The organism is Idiomarina fontislapidosi, assembly GCF_003226255.1.
In the GTDB taxonomy this organism is placed as follows: domain Bacteria; phylum Pseudomonadota; class Gammaproteobacteria; order Enterobacterales; family Alteromonadaceae; genus Idiomarina; species Idiomarina fontislapidosi.
The window spans coordinates 134,748-152,157 of the sequence record NZ_QJST01000002.1 but is presented as its reverse complement, the minus strand read 5'-3'; the positions used below and the strand labels follow the sequence as shown (position 1 = coordinate 152,157).

General features: G+C 47.6%; 20 protein-coding genes. 17 read left to right on the top strand and 3 right to left on the bottom strand.

Annotation, left to right across the window (positions count from 1 at the left end; translation table 11 throughout):
- Positions 1 to 16 precede the first annotated feature (16 nt).
- The 16 genes from DFP83_RS03320 to DFP83_RS03245 all read left to right on the top strand — a co-directional run bounded on the left by DFP83_RS03320 (position 17) and on the right by DFP83_RS03245 (position 12,386).
- Positions 17 to 676: an HAD-IA family hydrolase gene (locus DFP83_RS03320; protein WP_110573152.1), complete on the top strand. Its 660-nt coding sequence runs from the start codon at positions 17 to 19 to the stop codon at positions 674 to 676.
- Between the two features lie 12 nt (positions 677 to 688).
- Entirely contained in the window at positions 689 to 1,294 is a 606-nt protein-coding gene (locus DFP83_RS03315; protein WP_110573150.1) for a Maf family protein, read from the top strand.
- A gap of 40 nt (positions 1,295 to 1,334) precedes the next feature.
- Entirely contained in the window at positions 1,335 to 1,862 is a 528-nt protein-coding gene (gene yceD, locus DFP83_RS03310) for a 23S rRNA accumulation protein YceD (protein WP_110573148.1), read from the top strand.
- 16 nt (positions 1,863 to 1,878) lie between these two features.
- Positions 1,879 to 2,049, top strand: a complete 171-nt coding sequence (gene rpmF, locus DFP83_RS03305; RefSeq protein WP_110573146.1) for a 50S ribosomal protein L32 — start codon at positions 1,879 to 1,881, stop codon at positions 2,047 to 2,049.
- 16 nt (positions 2,050 to 2,065) lie between these two features.
- Positions 2,066 to 3,091: a phosphate acyltransferase PlsX gene (plsX, locus tag DFP83_RS03300; RefSeq protein ID WP_110573144.1), complete on the top strand. Its 1,026-nt coding sequence runs from the start codon at positions 2,066 to 2,068 to the stop codon at positions 3,089 to 3,091.
- 11 nt (positions 3,092 to 3,102) lie between these two features.
- Positions 3,103 to 4,065 carry a beta-ketoacyl-ACP synthase III gene (locus DFP83_RS03295; protein WP_110573143.1) on the top strand — a complete coding sequence of 321 codons (963 nt, stop codon included), beginning with the start codon at positions 3,103 to 3,105 and terminating at the stop codon, positions 4,063 to 4,065.
- 8 nt (positions 4,066 to 4,073) lie between these two features.
- Complete coding sequence (fabD, locus tag DFP83_RS03290) at positions 4,074 to 4,994, top strand: ACP S-malonyltransferase (protein WP_110573141.1); 921 nt, start codon at positions 4,074 to 4,076, stop codon at positions 4,992 to 4,994.
- Between the two features lie 15 nt (positions 4,995 to 5,009).
- Positions 5,010 to 5,747, top strand: coding sequence for a 3-oxoacyl-ACP reductase FabG (fabG, locus tag DFP83_RS03285; protein ID WP_110573139.1), 738 nt, complete (start codon positions 5,010 to 5,012; stop codon positions 5,745 to 5,747).
- Positions 5,748 to 5,866: 119 nt separating this feature from the next.
- Positions 5,867 to 6,106, top strand: a complete 240-nt coding sequence (acpP, locus tag DFP83_RS03280; protein WP_071462711.1) for an acyl carrier protein — start codon at positions 5,867 to 5,869, stop codon at positions 6,104 to 6,106.
- A 99-nt stretch (positions 6,107 to 6,205) separates the two neighbouring features.
- A complete protein-coding gene (pabC, locus tag DFP83_RS03275) occupies positions 6,206 to 6,994 on the top strand; it encodes an aminodeoxychorismate lyase (RefSeq protein ID WP_110573137.1) in 789 nt (262 codons plus the stop codon).
- A complete protein-coding gene (gene mltG / locus DFP83_RS03270) occupies positions 6,978 to 7,985 on the top strand; it encodes an endolytic transglycosylase MltG (protein WP_110573135.1) in 1,008 nt (335 codons plus the stop codon). Before pabC ends, mltG begins: the two co-directional genes overlap by 17 nt.
- 19 nt (positions 7,986 to 8,004) lie before the next feature.
- On the top strand, positions 8,005 to 8,622 hold the full coding sequence (gene tmk, locus DFP83_RS03265) for a dTMP kinase (RefSeq protein WP_110573133.1): 618 nt from the start codon (positions 8,005 to 8,007) through the stop codon (positions 8,620 to 8,622).
- Positions 8,622 to 9,494, top strand: a complete 873-nt coding sequence (locus tag DFP83_RS03260) for a hypothetical protein (protein ID WP_110573131.1) — start codon at positions 8,622 to 8,624, stop codon at positions 9,492 to 9,494. Before tmk ends, DFP83_RS03260 begins: the two co-directional genes overlap by 1 nt.
- Complete coding sequence (locus DFP83_RS03255; protein WP_110573129.1) at positions 9,472 to 9,798, top strand: hypothetical protein; 327 nt, start codon at positions 9,472 to 9,474, stop codon at positions 9,796 to 9,798. Before DFP83_RS03260 ends, DFP83_RS03255 begins: the two co-directional genes overlap by 23 nt.
- Before the next feature lie 15 nt (positions 9,799 to 9,813).
- Positions 9,814 to 10,605, top strand: a complete 792-nt coding sequence (locus tag DFP83_RS03250; protein WP_110573127.1) for a TatD family hydrolase — start codon at positions 9,814 to 9,816, stop codon at positions 10,603 to 10,605.
- 293 nt (positions 10,606 to 10,898) lie between these two features.
- The gene (locus tag DFP83_RS03245) at positions 10,899 to 12,386 is read left to right on the top strand and encodes a bifunctional 2-methylcitrate dehydratase/aconitate hydratase (protein ID WP_110573126.1); all 1,488 of its coding nucleotides are present in this window, start codon (positions 10,899 to 10,901) and stop codon (positions 12,384 to 12,386) included.
- Positions 12,387 to 12,413: 27 nt separating this feature from the next.
- Here the strand turns inward: DFP83_RS03245 and DFP83_RS03240 are convergent, their stop codons facing one another.
- The 3 genes from DFP83_RS03240 to sppA are packed head-to-tail and all read right to left on the bottom strand — an operon-like array spanning position 12,414 to position 16,682.
- On the bottom strand, positions 12,414 to 13,757 hold the full coding sequence (locus DFP83_RS03240) for a sodium-dependent transporter (protein ID WP_110573124.1): 1,344 nt from the start codon (positions 13,755 to 13,757) through the stop codon (positions 12,414 to 12,416).
- Between the two features lie 25 nt (positions 13,758 to 13,782).
- Positions 13,783 to 14,793, bottom strand: a complete 1,011-nt coding sequence (gene ansA / locus DFP83_RS03235; RefSeq protein WP_110573122.1) for an asparaginase — start codon at positions 14,791 to 14,793, stop codon at positions 13,783 to 13,785.
- A gap of 38 nt (positions 14,794 to 14,831) precedes the next feature.
- Positions 14,832 to 16,682: a signal peptide peptidase SppA gene (sppA, locus tag DFP83_RS03230; RefSeq protein ID WP_181416360.1), complete on the bottom strand. Its 1,851-nt coding sequence runs from the start codon at positions 16,680 to 16,682 to the stop codon at positions 14,832 to 14,834.
- Between the two features lie 109 nt (positions 16,683 to 16,791).
- Between sppA and DFP83_RS03225 the strand changes: the two genes are divergently transcribed.
- Positions 16,792 to 17,355, top strand: a complete 564-nt coding sequence (locus tag DFP83_RS03225; RefSeq protein ID WP_110573120.1) for a nitroreductase family protein — start codon at positions 16,792 to 16,794, stop codon at positions 17,353 to 17,355.
- The last annotated feature ends 55 nt before the right edge of the window (positions 17,356 to 17,410 follow it).

The following is a 17,410-nucleotide window of genomic DNA, read 5'->3' as shown; positions in this document are numbered from 1 at the left end:
AGTAAGCGAGGGCATTGTGGTAAAACTCGTTGTATTTGATTGGGATGGCACCTTAATGGACTCGGTGCCTCGTATCGTATCGGCGATGCAAGAAACGGCGCGCACCTTGACGCTCCCTGTGCCATCAACCAAAGATGTACAGGAGATTATCGGCATCAGCCTTGAACCCGCCATCGAACGCTTGTTCGGGCGCTTAGACCCAGATACTCATCAGGCTTTCTTAACCGTTTATCGCGATGAATATGTGGAACGAAATGCAACGCCATCTCCTCTATTTGACGGTGCGTTACCCTTGCTCACGCAGCTTAAGAACAGTTCACTGCAATTAGCCGTCGCCACAGGTAAAGCCCGTCGCGGCTTGGACCGAGTGCTGTTAGAAACACACACCCGTGGTTTCTTTAGTATCACGCGTTGCAGCGATGAAAGTGAGGGTAAGCCGTCTCCGAAAATGCTACTTGAGATAATGGCTGCCCTTGAGGTCAAAGCCAGTGAAACGGTGCTGGTAGGTGATTCCATTCATGATATGCAAATGGCGAACAATGCCGGCGTCGCGGCGATAGGCGTTAGTTTTGGAACGCACTCGGGTGACCGCTTGCGTGCTCAGGGCGCTATTGACGTCATTGATGAACTCAGCTCATTACCGAACCTGTTGCAGCAGATTAGAACTGCCATATAAAGGACGAACGACATGGCTCGAAAGCTAATTCTTGGCTCCTCATCGCCTTACAGACGCGAATTAATGGAGCGTTTACACCTTGATTTTGAAACTTTTAAACCCGAAATCGATGAACAGGCGTTGCCCGATGAAACACCTCAAGCGCTTGTAAAACGACTTGCTGAAGAAAAGGCTATTAAAGTGGCTGGCTCGATGCCAAACGCACAAGACGCGCTTATTATAGGCTCGGATCAGGTGGCCGTGTGTCATGATGAGATTCTCGGAAAACCTCATACACAAGATCGCGCAGTCGAGCAACTAATGAGTTTTGTTGGACAACGGGTGACTTTTTATACCGGGTTAAGTTTGTATGACGCGCGAGAAGGTAAGTCACAAACCGTGTGTGAGCCGTTTTATGTTACTTTTCGAAGCGATATAAGCGAGGCGGAAATTCGCCGTTATGTAGCGCTCGAACAGCCATTAAATTGTGCCGGAAGTTTTAAAAGCGAAGGGTTAGGTACAGCACTCTTTGCTGAATTGTCAGGTAAAGATCCGAACAGTTTGATCGGATTACCAACCATAACGTTGCTTGAACTCTTGCGTAATGTCGGTGTTAACCCGCTCGCGCAACAGGATTAAGCTTGTCAGAATCTGTCATAAAAGGTATTATAAGCTGCCTATGCAAAAGGTCAGAATTCCGGTCAGCGTTGACCCGGTAAAGAGCGCGAATAAAAAGCAAACGTTTGATGGCGTTGTTCCTGTTCAAACATTAAAGCGTTTGCAGGAATTGCTTGCTAAACCTTGCGAGACAGATCCAGAAGTGGTGGTCGAGTTTGGTGTGGATGAGCAGGGTATGAGCTATTTTTCCGGTACGGCGTCGGTCAGTGTTATTTTAACCTGCCAGCGTTGTAATCAGCCATTTGAGGTTGATATTACCGCGCAATTTGCGTATGCTCCTGTTTCTTCCAAGCAGGGAGCTGATGAGTTACCTGAACGCTATGAAGCGATCGAGACTAACGAATTCGGCGAAGTTAACCTTCACGGGTTAATTGAAGATGAACTCATTTTGGCAATGCCTCTTGTGGCAAGACACGCACCAGAGGACTGCTCAGTAGACCGTGACGCAATGACATGGGGTGAAATTGAAGAAGATGAAAAACCTTCTGATAACCCATTTTCTGTGTTGCAAGAATTAAAGCGTAAATAACTAGGAGATAGCGTAAATGGCTGTTCAAAAGAATCGTAAAAGTCGTTCAAAACGCGACATGCGTCGTTCACACGATGCGCTAAGCGGCCCTACACTGTCGGTTGACTCTACCTCTGGTGAGACTCATCGTCGCCACCACGTAACAGCTGACGGTTATTACAAAGGTCGCAAGATCGTCAACAAGTAATTGTTGATTCCAGGCGATGCCTGAATTAAAACTTGCGATCGATGCAATGGGGGGCGATAACGGCCCCTCTGTTGTGATCGAAGCCTTAATAAATAGCCTTAAGCAGGACACAACGACTCAGTTCGTTGTGGTCGGTGATGAGGCTATCTTATCCTCTTTATTTAGTCAGTTCGAACTTTCCGATCATCCCCAAGTGACACTTGTTCACGCTGAACAAGTCGTTGAAATGACCGATAAGCCAGGCGCGACCATGCGTCAGAAACCTCAATCTTCGATGCGTGTTGCGTTAGACATGCACGCCCATGGCGAAGTCGACGGTGTAGTGAGTGGTGGCAATACCGGCGCGCTCATGGCGCAAGCCTATTTCATTTTAAAACCCATCCCAGGTGTTTTACGTCCAGCATTAATGGCTGCGTTGCCGAATATGACGGGCGGACGATCGTATCTGCTTGACTTAGGTGCAAACCCGAGCTGCGATTCTGAAACGCTCTTCCAGTTTGGCGTGATGGGCTCTGTTGCCGCGCGCGTCCTCGAGTCAGATAAAAATGTATCTGTCGCATTGCTGAACATGGGTGAGGAAGAATTAAAGGGCAATGATGAAGTGCGCAATGCTGCGCAGTTACTGGGTCAGTCTGAGCATGTAAACTACATCGGTTTTATCGAGGGTAACCACTTGTTTAGTGGGCGGGCCGATGTGATTGTGTGCGATGGTTTTGTCGGAAATATAGCTCTTAAAAGTTGTGAGGGGCTGGCGACCTTGATTATTGACGAATTAAAAGCGTCATTGACCTCCCATTGGTTGTACAGTTGGTTCTTTAAATTTTTACAAAAACGAACCAAAAAATCGTGGCAACGGTTGAAGCCCGACCACTACAACGGTGCAAGTTTGATAGGATTGCGTGGCGTGGTTGTAAAAAGCCATGGCAGTGCAAATGCGACAGCATTTGAGAGCGCGATTTCTCACGCGATTAAGGAGGCGAGTCATCGTCTACCTGAAAAAATTCAAGATCGTGTTGAATCGGTCCTATTAGAACAACATTAAGCACCCATTTTATGACGTATTCAAAAATCGTGGGTACCGGGCATTATCTCCCGAACCTGCGACGTACGAACGACGACTTAAGTCGACAAGTCGATACCTCTGACGAATGGATTACAGAGCGCACAGGTATAAAAGAACGTCGCATCGCTGATGTCGATGAGGGCGTTGCCTCAATGGGCGCTGCGGCCGCGCGTGAAGCGCTCGCTGCAGCTAATCTTTCGGCAAGTGACATTGATATGATCGTGGTCGCGACTACGTCCGCTGATCATGCATTCCCCAGTGCCGCGTGTGAAATCCAAGCATTACTTGGTGTCACAGAAATCCCCGCGTTCGATGTCGGCGCAGCGTGTTCGGGCTTTATTTTCGCGCTCAGTGTTGCCGATCAATATATTAAAACCGGACAACATCAGCGCGTATTGGTGATTGGCAGTGACGTGTTAGCACGATTGTGCCACCCAGAGGATCGTAATACATTGGTCTTGTTTGGCGATGGTGCCGGCGCTGTAATACTTGAAAGTAGCGCTGAAGCGGGTATTCTTTCCACCCATCTAGCCAGCGCAGGTGAATTTGCTCACTTATTAGGTGCCGCTCAGCCGCGCAGAAATACAGCTGAACGCGAAAGCGGTGGCTGGATGTATATGAAGGGCAATGAAGTATTTCGTGTGGCGGTCGACAAGTTAAGTCGATTGGTTACCGATACCTTGGCCGGGAATAATTTAACGCCTGATCAGTTGGACTGGTTAATTCCTCATCAGGCGAACTTAAGAATCATAAAAGCAACCGCTAAAAAATTGAAACTTCCGATGTCACAAGTCATCATAACACTGGATAAAACAGGCAATACATCGGCCGCTTCTGTCCCCATCGCGTTGGATGTTGCGGTACGTGATGGACGCGTTAAAAGGGGTGACAATTTGCTGTTAGAGGCATTCGGCGGAGGCTTCGCGTGGGGTTCCGCGCTTGTCAAATTTTAGAGGACACTATGACCAAAATTGCTTATGTATTTCCAGGACAGGGCTCTCAGGCTCAAGGGATGCTGGCGGATCTAGCACAAGAGCATGAAGTTATTCAGGCAACTTTCGCCGAGGCTTCGGAGGAATTAGGCTATGACTTATGGCACATTGCTCAACAAGGTCCAGAAGATAAACTCAACGACACGCGCATCACGCAACCGCTGTTGTTAACCGCGAGTGTTGCGCTCTTTCGCTTAGCGCAACAACAAGGGTTAACCTCACCGAGTGTAATGGCAGGACATAGTTTGGGGGAGTACTCGGCGTTAACTTGTGCAGGTGTGCTCGAATTTCGTGACGCAGTGCGTCTCGTAGCGTTACGCGGCGAAGCAATGCAAAACGCAGTGGCGCCAGGCGAGGGCGCTATGGCAGCGGTCATTGGCTTAGACGATGAGGTCATTGCCGAGGTGTGTCAGAAAGCAGCTGAGGATGAAGTCGTAACCCCAGTCAACTATAACTCACCCGGTCAGGTGGTTATTGCAGGGCATCGTAATGCAGTTGCGCGAGCAGGTGAGTTGCTCAAAGAAGCAGGCGCTAAACGGGTATTGCCGTTGCCAGTGAGCGTACCATCGCATTGTGAGCTGATGAAGCCTGCTGCTGAACAGCTGATGTCGGCATTAAAATCTGTCACCTTCAATACAGCATCATGTGATGTGATTAATAACGTTGACGTTACGATCAATGACGACCCTGAAGCCATAAAAGATGCTTTAGTGCGCCAATTATACTTCCCGGTTCGCTGGACCGAAACTGTCGAGAAACTGGCAGAAATGGGTGTTGAAGCGGCCTATGAAGTCGGTCCCGGTAAAGTACTGACCGGGCTTTCTAAACGAATTACTAAAACCTTTGGGTGTCAAGCACTTAACACACCTGAAGCGTTCGCAGCTGAATAAAGTATGAGGTAAAACATGTTTTCATTAAACGAACAAGTTGCACTGGTTACGGGCGCTAGCCGTGGTATTGGTCGCCAGATTGCCGAACAGTTGGCTGCGCAAGGCGCGTTTGTGATCGGCACGGCAACCAGTGATAAAGGCGCTGAGTCAATTTCCGAATACTTGGGCGATAAAGGTCAAGGATTAGCACTTAACGTCAATGAAGTGGATGATCTTGCTGACAAAATTAAAGACATCGAAAAGACACACGGTAAAATTGATATCCTGGTTAATAATGCGGGCATAACACGCGATAACCTGATGATGCGAATGAAGGAAGACGATTGGAGTGCCGTCATTGATACCAATTTGACCGCCGTATTCCGAATCTGCAAACTGGTGATTCGCGGCATGATGAAGCGCCGCCACGGTCGCATTATTAACATCAGCTCGGTTGTAGGCACCACAGGCAACCCTGGTCAGGTCAACTACTGTGCAGCTAAAGCTGGCTTAGTCGGCTTCTCAAAATCGCTGGCTAAAGAAGTCGCAGCGCGCGGTATTACCGTAAATTGCGTCGCGCCAGGATTTATTGATACCGATATGACCAAAGCGTTGACGGATGATCAGAAACAAGCGATCTATGCTAATATCCCAGCAGAGCGTTTGGGTCAGCCGGAAGAAATTGCCTCTGCCGTTGTATTTTTAGCGAGCAAAGGCGCAGCTTATATCACTGGCGAAACCATTCATGTGAATGGTGGCATGGCCATGGTGTAAAGTCTTAGGGGTATGACCTCTAGGATAATTTTAAATTTTTACTTTATATTTCGCGTTGGTTTCACTAAACTAGCCGAAAATTTTGACACTCGTGAAGACTATTTAAGGATTTTATAATCATGAGCACTATCGAAGAACGCGTAAAAAAAATCATCATCGAGCAACTAGGTGTTAAAGAAGAAGAAGTTAAACCAGAAGCTTCTTTCGAAAATGACTTAGGTGCAGATTCACTGGACACAGTTGAATTGGTAATGGCGCTTGAAGAAGAGTTCGAAACTGAGATTCCTGACGAAGAAGCAGAGAAGATCAAAACTGTTCAAGCTGCAATCGATTACGTTAAGTCGCACTCTGACGACTAATTATACGCAGTCAATTGTTATACCTTAAAGGGCGGCCAATGGCCGCCTTTTTTATGCAAGTAATATCACTGTTATTAACGTTGCCGCTAAGGAGTGTTTATGTTTGAAACACTTTACAATGCTGACAAAGGACTCGATCGTGGATTGCAGTTTGGCGATGGTCACTTTACCACGCTGGTGTTCAAGCAAGGTGAGCCACAGTTGTGGGCCTACCACAAGCAGCGACTTATCGAAGCGAACAAGCGACTGGGTATCCCGTTCAGCGATCATGCGTTGAATGCTATCGAACAAGCCGTATCGAGTGCCTGTAGAGAGCATATAACCGGTGTCGCCAAAATTATTATTACGCGCGGTAACAGTCGTCAGGGATATCGCTTACCCGAACCCTGTGAGCCTAATTGGTATTTAACGACGTCGGCGCTGCCACCATCCAATGATAAACCTATCCGTGTGACTGTGGCTGAGACACGGCTTGGTGAGCAACCGCTATTGGCTGGATTAAAAACACTGAATCGCTTAGAACAGGTCCTGCTTCATCAGGAACGCTTAGCAGTCGGCACAGACGACCTAATTGTATGCTCAAGTAATGGGTATATTATCGAAGCAATACAGGGCAACCTTTTTTGGTGTGTCGACGGACACTGGTATACGCCCCAACTAACACGCTGCGGCGTGGCAGGTGTGGCACGGCAACGAATTATCGACAGTCAGCTGTTACCTGCACTGAAGATCGTCGAGGCATCGATCGAGGATATATCGTCAGTCAGTGATATGTTTATCGCCAATTCGGTGAAGGGATTGATTCCTGTTATGCAAATCCGTGATAAGGTAATTAACACTCAAATACCTGCAGAACTAAAAACTTATATTGATGAAACATGCGCTTAAAATTTTAATTCTATTGTTATTTGTTGCACTTGCTGTAATTGCCTCGGTGTATGCATTAACCCAATGGCGTCTCGCTCAACCGCTTGCCTCCGACAATTCCGGCGATGGCGTGTTTGAGGTCGTCGCAGGTGATACGGCTCGGTCAATCGTGAACCGCGTCAATCAACGGTTTGAACGTGATTTAGCCAATGTCGATTACCGCTTGAGCCAGGTATTAGTCGGTGTCGACAGGCTTCCAGCGGGTGTATATCGAGTCTCACACCAAGACACGTGGCTGTCGTTATGGGAGCGCATCAAAAGCAATGATGAAGCGCTATTTAGCATCACGTTGATCGAAGGACAAACGTTGACGCAATGGATGGCTCAGATGAAGCAGGCGAACTTCTTGCGACAGCAAGTAACCGATATCAAAGAATTACCGGCATTATTGGGGTTAGAACATGCGTCTGCAGAAGGTTGGCTGTACCCCGAAACCTATCATTATCGGGCTCACGAAACGGATCTCTCTATTTTGCGTCGTGCACATGATAAAATGCGCGCCGTAGTAGAGGATGCATGGCAACAACGTAATCCTCGGTGTGAAGTGAATTCGCCATATGAATTGCTTATACTGGCTTCAATTATCGAGAAAGAAACTGGTCTGTCAGGAGAACGCGACCTCGTTTCGAGCGTGTTTCATAATCGTTTGCGAGTGGGGATGCGCCTACAGTCAGATCCAACCACCATTTATGGTATTGAAAATTTTGATGGTGACCTGACACGTGCCCACTTGCGCGAAAAAACAGCATATAACACGTATCGAATTGATGGCTTACCGCCAACACCGATTGCTATTCCGAGTGAAGCAGCCGTGAGAGCAGCTGCGCAGCCTGTCGCATCAGATTACTTTTATTTTGTAGCCAATAAGCAAGGTGGGCATGTATTCTCTGAAACATTAGAGCAGCATCAGCGTGCGGTGCGCCGCTACCAGCTAAATCAAGACACCGAATAGCCAAAGGAACGATGTTTAAATGGAAGGTAAATTTGTTGTAATTGAGGGCTTAGAGGGCGCTGGAAAGAGCTCCGCTATTGCCAGCGTTGTCAGCCACTTACAGGCAAAAGGAATCCGTACGGAAACCGTGCGCGAACCAGGAGGAACGCCAATGGCAGAAGCCATTCGCGACCTCGTAAAACAGCGTTGGGAAGAGCAAGTAGAGCCAGCAACGGAATTGCTTCTTATGTACGCTAGCCGAGTCCAATTGGTTAAAACAGTGATTGAACCCGCACTAAAGGGCGGTACTTGGGTGATTGGTGATAGGCATGATCTTTCATCGCAGGCCTATCAAGGCGGAGGACGTGAACTGGGCGCCGATTTATTAAAAACATTGAAGAATATCGCGCTGGGTTCTTTTGTACCCGAGTTAACCTTGTACTTAGATGTGGATGAAGAAACGGGTTTAGAGCGAGCGCGTGGGCGCGGCGAGCTTGATCGGATAGAAGAAGAAGACATTGAATTCTTTCGACGCACTCGCGCTCGCTATTTAGAGTTGGCGCAGCGCGATCCGCGCATTGTCATTATTGATGCAAACCAAGAGATGTTAAAAGTGCATCAGGCTATCTTGCGCGCACTAGAGGAGCATTTGTTTTAATGGCTTTTCCATGGATGCGGCAGCCTTGGCAACAGCTACTCGCTGCGTTTCAAGCGCAGCGACTGTCACACGCTTATTACTTTAAACACGCGCCTGAGCAGGGAACAGGAGCATTTGCAGGCGAGTTTATCTCACTGTTGATGTGCCGCGATCCAGGCAAACGCGCCTGTGGAGTCTGTAAAGCGTGTTTGTTACGCAAGGCACATAACCATCCAGATATTATCGAATTTAAAGTCGATGAAAAGCAGAGCGCACTCGGTGTGGATGAGGTGCGACGTCTTACACGTTTTATTCATCAAACCGCAAATCAAGGTGGACGGCGGGTCATTTACCTTGAAGTGATGGATCGTATGACCGAGCAAGCGGCAAATGCGATTCTAAAAATACTCGAAGAGCCTCCCAAAGATGTGATTTGGTTATTAACGGTGCAACAACCAGAGCGTCTTATGGCAACCCTCAGAAGTCGTATGCAGTGGGTGCACATGTCGCTTCCTACGCAGACATCTGAAGGGGAGTACGAACGTGCCCAACAGCTGATTGAGGCAATTGATGGGAGAGCGCCGTGGCCAACCCTGGGGGCTAAACACAATGTTCAACAGTGGCTCGATACGAGTGAGCATGTTTTGACGGATATTTGGCGTGTCAAAGCCGCAGCGCCAATTTCACAGCTCAGGTTTGCTGACCTCTATGAGCGCTATCGCTCAGTCGTTATTAATGGCTTTCGGTCACTGCACCCCATTGAGCAGAAAATAAGCCAACTCAGACAGTTAAGGCGGTTATCGACGCACGCGCGGGGCGTCAACCTCGCTATAATCTTGCAGAACCAATGGTTAACTTGGACGCAAGAACATGCAGGTGATCCCGCAACTTAATTATCGTTTTGACTCTGCGCAACGACTCGCAACGCATATTTCACAGCTCGATAGTCAACTTGTTCTTTGGTGCACCCTACGACAACAGGTGACCGAACAGGTGCACGTGTGCATTACACTACCTGACGGTTTGTCGCCATTTAATGGACAACTTTCTGTTGGTGCCACGCTAGTGGGTCAAAATAAGCAACACTTCATTGGTCTTCTTATCAATGAGCAACAGGCGTTGTTCCGCCTGCGCTGTCTTGCTTTGATTCAGCCCCATCGACAATTATGTGGTACCATTTTACGTACATTATTTTAGCTTTTAGGAGCAAGCATGTTTGTCGACTCCCACTGTCATTTGGATAAAATCGATCCTGATAAAATTGGTTTAACCTTACAGCAAGTGGTTGATAATGCCCGCGCACAACAGGTCGAAAAAATTCTCTGTGTTAATGTCACTTTAGAAGATTTTCCGCAGATGCGTGACACTGTGGCTGAATTCGAAGACGTTAGCATCTCGTGTGGTTTACATCCATTGTATGTGGGGGACAACAAAACACCCCTTGATCAAATGCATGCGCATCTAACCGAATTAGCGAGCGAACCGCGCGTGGTGGCTATTGGTGAGACTGGGCTTGATTATTTTTACGATCCCGATAGCAAAGCGATTCAACAGCAGAGCTTTGCTACCCATATTGATGTTGCCGTTGAGCTAAATAAGCCATTGATTATTCATACCCGCGATGCCCGAGAGGACACGCTGGCGTTGCTTAATAACGGTCATGCTGAGCGTTGCGGCGGCGTGCTGCATTGTTTTACTGAAACGCTTGAAATGGCTGAGCGTGCCATTGATGAGCTGGGTTTTTATATTTCAATCTCTGGCATTGCCAGTTTTCGTAACGCAGAGGCACTACGCGACGTTGTAAAAGCCTTACCGCTCGAACGATTACTGATCGAGACAGATAGTCCTTGGTTAGCGCCTGTGCCGCATCGCGGTAAGCAGAATCAACCAGCGTATGTCACTGATGTCGCAAAATGTGTCGCAGATACTAAAGGTATCAGTCTCGAAGAGGTGGCAAAGGTTACGACACAGAACTTTTATAACCTGTTCAAAGGTTGTGTATAACTGCGGTATAGCGTGTTAGCAGATAAGCGAATGATTAAGATAAGTTATTGATATAGGATATTTTTAAAATATTCAAAAAATAATTAGATCTTTTAAAAATCTGTTCTAGACTGAATTATACCGACTAATTTTTAGTCAGTTGTCAATTTGATTAGCGCACGGCTCATCCCTTGAGCCATTCCCCTATACCCGGAGCGAAAGATTTGCTCCGGGTTTTTTTTGCTCCGATTTTAGCGATCGAATCAGGAGCGATAGCCGTAAGTACAGGTAATACACTAGCAAGGAGGTGCCTCGTGTCTGATCAATTTGATAGTAATGAACGCCCCGATTTTGATGCTGAAATAAAAGATATCGCGAAGTATGTTTCACAACCATTGGCTGCAAGTAAGGAAGCCACCGATACGGCGTATGCGTGTCTGCTTGACTCATTAGGCTGTGGTTTGCTCGCGCTGCGCTACCCCGAATGTGTAAAACATCTAGGGCCACGACTCGGTTTAAATGCCAGTACAGGGCAAGTGCGTGTGCCTGGCACTCACTTTCAACTGGATCCTGAGAAAGCGGCTTGGGATATTGGCTGCATCATTCGCTGGCTTGATTATAACGATACCTGGCTTGCCGCAGAGTGGGGGCACCCATCCGATAATTTAGGTGCCATCTTGGCGGTTGCCGATTTCATGAGTCAGCAAAACCGCGCTTCGGGCAAGGCGCCTATCAGCTTAGATACTGTTTTAGAAGCCATGATCAAAGCGCATGAAATACAAGGCAATCTGGCTATCAGAAACAGTTTCAATCGTGTCGGTTTAGACCACGTGTTACTCGTCAAAGTTGCCAGTACAGCGGTCGCAACTTGGTTGATGGGCGGTACTCAAGAGCAAATCGAGGTGGCACTATCGCACGCGTGGGTGGATGGTCAAGCCTTGCGTACATATCGCCACGCGCCTAACGCGGGTTCACGCAAATCGTGGGCGGCGGGTGATGCGTGTGGTCGTGCGGTGCGACTTGCGGACATTGCGTTACGAGGGGAAATGGGTATCCCTGGTGCATTATCAGCGCCGCAGTGGGGATTTTATGATGTGTTATTCAGCAAAACGAATCGTGATCAGCAGGTCAAGCCGGAGAACGAACGGCGCTTCTTCTTTGAACGTGACTATGGCTGTTATGTGATGGAAAACATTTTGTTTAAGTTAAGTTTTCCAGCTGAGTTTCACGCCCAAACGGCATGTGAAGCGGCTATTCAATTGCATAGCGAAGTGAAAGGGCGTTTGGATGATATCGAACGTATCGAGATTACCACCCACGAATCCGCCATTCGTATTATTTCTAAACGTGGGGCGCTCAATAACCCAGCCGATCGCGACCATTGCTTGCAGTATATGACGGCGGTTTGTTTAGCCTATGGCGAGCTGACAGCGGACCATTACGAAGACAGTTTCCATGAGCAGCATCCTGAGATAGATCAATTACGCGAGCTAATGGAAGTGACCGAGAACGAAGCATTTAGCGTTGACTACCTTGATCCCAATAAACGGTCTATTGCCAACGCGGTACAAGTCTTCTTTAAAGATGGTGAGAAAACCGAGCAAATCGTTGTCGAGTATCCTATCGGCCATCGCAAGCGCCGAGAAGAGGGTATGAAGGTACTCAAATCTAAATTCTTAGCTAACTTGAAAACCTGCTTCCCGACTGCTCGCGCGCATCAGATTATGGCGCAATGTGATGACCAAGCCGCAACGCGCAAGTTTGCTGCCGATGAGTTTATGGGTCTATTCACCCTTTCTTAACCGTTAGAAAAGCCAATCTGGCAAGGCTTAGCCTTGCCAGATAACCAGTCCGATGAGGATAGGGCAGATAAATTTGACGTACCACGGCCAAATTTTCCAAAACAGTGAACGCTCTATATTTTCAGCACCTTGTTGTAAGGCCTTCAGAAGCAGATGCTGACGTAAGATCCAAGTGAGCATTACACCAAATACCAACGCCATCAGCGGTTGCATGTAAACGGTACTTAATGTAATCACAGCGCCAAACAGTGATTCGAAATTAACCACAATGACGCCTGAGATCAACGTCACGACTGTGGCGATGACCCAAGTACCCGAATGTCTTTCTAGGTTTAATTCTTCGCGTAGTGCGTTTACAGGGGCCTCTAACATCGAAATCGACGAGGTGATCGCGGCGATGAGCATTAACATAAAGAATGCAAAAGAAACGAATAACCCTGCGAAACCTAAGCTATCAAACATGGCAGGAAGTACGGTAAACACCAGTGTGTCGGCCGACTTCAATGTGCCATCAGCGGCATAGATCTCCACGCCATTATTTTGCGCGACAAACATAGCGGGTAGAATCAATAAGCCCGCGAGAAACGCAACACTGGTGTCAATCAATGTAACCCAGCCCGCGGTCTTAGGAATGTTTTCTTGATTTGATAGATATGCGCCATATGTCATCATGACGCATACGCCAAGTGATAACGAGAAAAACGCTTGCCCCATGGCGCTGATGATCAGATCGGGTTTAAATATTTCGCTAAAGTCGGGGCGTAGATACATGATCAAGCCCTCGGAAGCGCCTGGCTGGCTTAAAATGTAAACCGCCATGCCAATTAGAAGCACAAACAGCATCGGCATAAGACGTCGTGACCAACGTTCAATGCCTTGGTTCACACCTCCGCGAACAACATATACCGTTAACAGCATGAACACTAACATCGCCACTAGATTACGCTCAACGCTAAACTCTGTTAGCCATGTGGCCGTTGTATCAAACCCAATTAACGTCATGAGCGGAGCGAGCATATACGACAGCAGCCAGCCCGACACAATCGCGTAAAAACTAAGGATCAGTGCTAGTACGATGAGTCCTGTAACACCGGCAAAAGCGCCAAACATCCGTAGCAGTTTACGCTCAGACATGGACCTTAACGCATCAATCGGATTACTGCGTTTAAGTCGTCCAATGGTGATTTCAGCGACTAACATCGGGTAAGCCAGCAACAGGATCATAATGAGGTAAACGAGCAAAAATGCGCCACCGCCGTTGCTTGCTGCTTGGGTCGGAAAGCCCCAAATGTTGCCAACACCGACAGCCGATCCCGCCGCAGCGAGTATGAAGCCTAAACGAGAGGCAAAAGCTGGTTTTTGAGTTGCCATATTGAGTTCTTATTATTGTTGTAAATTATTGAGTCAACTCGCCACGCAAGTCGGTTGTAATATGTTCTATGATGGCTTGGCGAGATAGATTCTGCGATAGCAGGTAATGCAGTTTAGTAAGCGCAGCTTCGATCGTCATATCGCTTCCTGAGACGATACCGAGCTGAGCCAGCGCATTGCCTGTCGCATATCCATCCATGTTGACTCGACCTTTAAAGCACTGCGTACAATTGACGATTATAATGCCTTGTTCAATGCCTCGTTTAAAGCTCTCGAGCAGCTGTTTATCCTGCGGAGCGTTGCCCACACCGTAACTTTGGATGATCAACGCTTTGACGGGTTGTTGCATCATATTATCGATGAGTTTAGGTGAAATCCCAGGGTAAAGCATGACCACACCAATCGGTTGAGGGGTCATTTCGGCAACTGACATCGGCAAATTCGGTGGCGTACTCAACTCGCCTGCATTCAACTTTATCTGAATACCCGCCTCAAGCAGTGAAGGGTAGTTGGGCGAAGCAAACGCATTAAAACCATTAGCATCCGCTTTAGTGGCGCGGTTTCCCCTAAATAAGGTGTTATTAAAGAATAAGCTCACTTCGTTAATAGGGTAATTGGCGGCAATAAATAGCGCGTTGAGTAGATTCGTTTGGCCATCAGAGCGTAAAGCAGAGAGGGGAATCTGTGATCCGGTAACGATGACTGGCTTGCCTAGATCCTGCAACATAAATGACAACGCAGACGCGGTATAGGCCATGGTGTCGGTGCCATGCAAGATAACAAAGCCATCATACTTGTCGTAATTGTGTTCAATATCTCGAGCAATGCGTACCCAATCGGTCGGCGTCATATCCGAGGAATCCATTAAGGGGGTGTACTCGTGGATATCGAAGTGCGGCATTTCTTCCCGAAAGAACTCGGGTAAGTTTTCGACACATTGGCTCAGGTGTCCCGCTGCTGGGACATAGCCCTGAGCCGATTTCTTCATACCTATGGTACCGCCTGTGTAGGCGACGTAAATATTCTTACGCTCCAATCTCTACTCCAAAGGGTGACTGTGTGTTACCACACAGTTTACCGCGGTTGGACGCAGAGTGCACAGTAGGTGTAGATATTTTTTGGATCATTAAAGTTCTGTAGTGCTTTAGATTCACTCACAACCTGTCTGACATTACGCATCAACCAATTCTGCTCATCTGAGGCAAACGGCCAAGTAAGGTTAGTTTGTCCCATCATTTCAGCAAAGAACTGCTGCTGTGGGCTTAAGTCATGCGTGATGGTGTTGACGTTGTAGTCAGAGACATCGGCACGTTTTACGGCGGCTTGGATAGCATCGTCAAAGTCTCCCAAGCTATCGACTAAGCCACGCTCGAGCGCCTGACGTCCCGTCCAAATACGACCTTGTGCTACCTCGTCAACGGCTTCAGGCGTCATGTCACGTGCTTCAGCAACCATATTGATGAAAAACTGATAAAAGTTCTCAGTTGAACGCTGTAACAAACGCGCCTGGCTATCACTAATGCCCTCGAGGGTATTCAGTGCTTCGATTTCAGTAGTACTCACGCTGTCGCTGTGTAACCCAATCGCTGCGGCACTGTCCTCGAGTGTCATCACCAAGCCAAACACCCCGATTGAGCCGGTAATCGTTGTTGGTGCAGCCCAAATCTCATCCGCCTCTGCGGCAATCCAGTACCCACCTGATGCAGCAACACTGCTCATCGAGGCGATAACAGGGATACCTTTTTCTTTCAGCTGTAAGATTTCTTGGCGAATGATTTCGGATGCGAAGCCGCTACCACCCGGCGAATCGATACGCAGTACAACTGCTTTCGTGCGCTCGTCTTCGCCTGCTTTACGGAGCAGGGCAGCTGTGCTGTCACCACCTATCATGCCAGCACGTTGTGTACCGTTAACAATTTGGCCACGCGCGATAACTACAGCGATCTGATCTTTCTCAGACTCGAGCATCGGGTTAACGTCTGGGTTAGGTTCGCTGATATACGCGGAAAAACCAACATTACGGAACGTCTTAGTCTCTTCGTCGTAACCTGATAAATTAATTAATTCGTTACGAATCTCAGTGCGCGTTTTAAGCGCATCGACGAGGTTTGTATCGAGTGCCATTTGCGCCATGTCACCATTTGCTGATTCGAACGCCGCCATGTAGTCGTCAAGTTGACCGCTGGTGATCGTATCTGCAAGCTGGCGTTGCGCCATAACATCCGATTTAAAGTTATCCCACATCGCATTATAAAGATACTCGTTGGCTTCACGTGCTTCATCAGACATTGAGTTGCGAATGAAAGGCTCAACAGCCGCTTTATAGGTACCGACCTTAAATACGTGCGGTTTGACTTTGAGCTTATCGAGTAATTCTTTAAAGTACACTTGAGAGTAATCAAACCCATCAAAAGCGACTGAACCTAACGGGTTTAAATACACTTTATCAGCGTACGATGCCAGATAATATTGATACTGCTCGTAGTAATCGCCTGCCGCAATAATCGGTTTATTACTGGTTTTAAAATCACTGAGTGCTTCACCAACCGCTTGTAGCTTGTTTACGCCACTTGGGTAAAGCGCCGATAGGTCAAGATAAAGGGCACCGATACGTTCATCAGTTTTTGCCTTTTCGATGGCGTCGATCACGTCGGTTAACAACACCTCGGGGATCTCGTCCTCCGCACCAAACGCGCGGTTAAAAAACTGCTCGACCGGATCACGGTAGGTTGTTTCCTCGACCAAAATACCTTGCGGATTTAGTACGAGCACACTGTTATCGGGCACTTCAACTGGATCTTCTTCGCTGACGATAACGGCGATGAAACCGACTAACAGAGCGAAGAAAATAACGTTCAGGATAACGATACGTAACCCATTGATGATTCGCCAAATATATTTAAATATAGAACCAATTAAACGCATAGGGTCTTCCTAACTTAAGATATAATTTCGTAGCTTATACAATCCGTATGCGCTTAACCAGAGTAAGAATGTAACGAAGCATGACAAAAGCAGACAAAATAGAGGTAATATGGACGCGCTAGAACTGCTACAGACACGCTCATCAATGCCGCGTTTGATGGAGCCGGCACCTACTCCTCAACAACTTGAAATCATTAAGAAAGCAGCGGTTCGGGTGCCTGATCACGTGAACCTTAGCCCTTATGCATTTTATCAGTTTATGGGCAGCGATCGACAGATATTAGCGGATATCTATCAGCAAGCCGCACGACTCAATGATTTCTCCGAAGAACGCATTGAACAAGCAGGTCAAATCCCGTTTCGAGCTCCTTTAATTATAACCGCCTGTTTGCGTTATCAAGCGCACGATAAGGTGCCGCGCGAGGAGCAATTTGCAACCGCTGCGTGTGCGTTAATGGCAATGCAACAAGCGGCTTTTGCTCAGGGACTAGGGGCGATATGGCGCACCGGTTGGCCGGCACAAGATGATTACGTAAGAGAACAGTTTCATTGTGGGGAACATGACGAAATTGTTGGGTTTCTTTATATCGGCACACCTGCAGTGCCGACTCCGATAAAGCCTGAGAAGGACTTTACACCTTATTTTTTAGGTGCTGATCAAGTGGGTCAATAAAGACACAAGCGCACTTTAGATATAAAAAAAGCCAGCATCGCTGGCTTTTTTTCAT

Bases quoted from the DNA above. Each gene is read 5' to 3' on its own strand.
- DFP83_RS03315 (WP_110573150.1), top strand. From the start codon at position 689: ATGGCTCGAAAGCTAATTCTTGGCTCCTCATCGCCTTACAGACGCGAA.
- yceD (WP_110573148.1), top strand. From the start codon at position 1,335: ATGCAAAAGGTCAGAATTCCGGTCAGCGTTGACCCGGTAAAGAGCGCG.
- rpmF (WP_110573146.1), top strand. From the start codon at position 1,879: ATGGCTGTTCAAAAGAATCGTAAAAGTCGTTCAAAACGCGACATGCGT.
- plsX (WP_110573144.1), top strand. From the start codon at position 2,066: ATGCCTGAATTAAAACTTGCGATCGATGCAATGGGGGGCGATAACGGC.
- DFP83_RS03295 (WP_110573143.1), top strand. From the start codon at position 3,103: ATGACGTATTCAAAAATCGTGGGTACCGGGCATTATCTCCCGAACCTG.
- fabD (WP_110573141.1), top strand. From the start codon at position 4,074: ATGACCAAAATTGCTTATGTATTTCCAGGACAGGGCTCTCAGGCTCAA.
- fabG (WP_110573139.1), top strand. From the start codon at position 5,010: ATGTTTTCATTAAACGAACAAGTTGCACTGGTTACGGGCGCTAGCCGT.
- acpP (WP_071462711.1), top strand. From the start codon at position 5,867: ATGAGCACTATCGAAGAACGCGTAAAAAAAATCATCATCGAGCAACTA.
- pabC (WP_110573137.1), top strand. From the start codon at position 6,206: ATGTTTGAAACACTTTACAATGCTGACAAAGGACTCGATCGTGGATTG.
- mltG (WP_110573135.1), top strand. From the start codon at position 6,978: ATGAAACATGCGCTTAAAATTTTAATTCTATTGTTATTTGTTGCACTT.
- tmk (WP_110573133.1), top strand. From the start codon at position 8,005: ATGGAAGGTAAATTTGTTGTAATTGAGGGCTTAGAGGGCGCTGGAAAG.
- DFP83_RS03260 (WP_110573131.1), top strand. From the start codon at position 8,622: ATGGCTTTTCCATGGATGCGGCAGCCTTGGCAACAGCTACTCGCTGCG.
- DFP83_RS03255 (WP_110573129.1), top strand. From the start codon at position 9,472: ATGCAGGTGATCCCGCAACTTAATTATCGTTTTGACTCTGCGCAACGA.
- DFP83_RS03250 (WP_110573127.1), top strand. From the start codon at position 9,814: ATGTTTGTCGACTCCCACTGTCATTTGGATAAAATCGATCCTGATAAA.
- DFP83_RS03240 (WP_110573124.1), bottom strand. From the start codon at position 13,757: ATGGCAACTCAAAAACCAGCTTTTGCCTCTCGTTTAGGCTTCATACTC.
- sppA (WP_181416360.1), bottom strand. From the start codon at position 16,682: ATGCGTTTAATTGGTTCTATATTTAAATATATTTGGCGAATCATCAAT.
- DFP83_RS03225 (WP_110573120.1), top strand. From the start codon at position 16,792: ATGGACGCGCTAGAACTGCTACAGACACGCTCATCAATGCCGCGTTTG.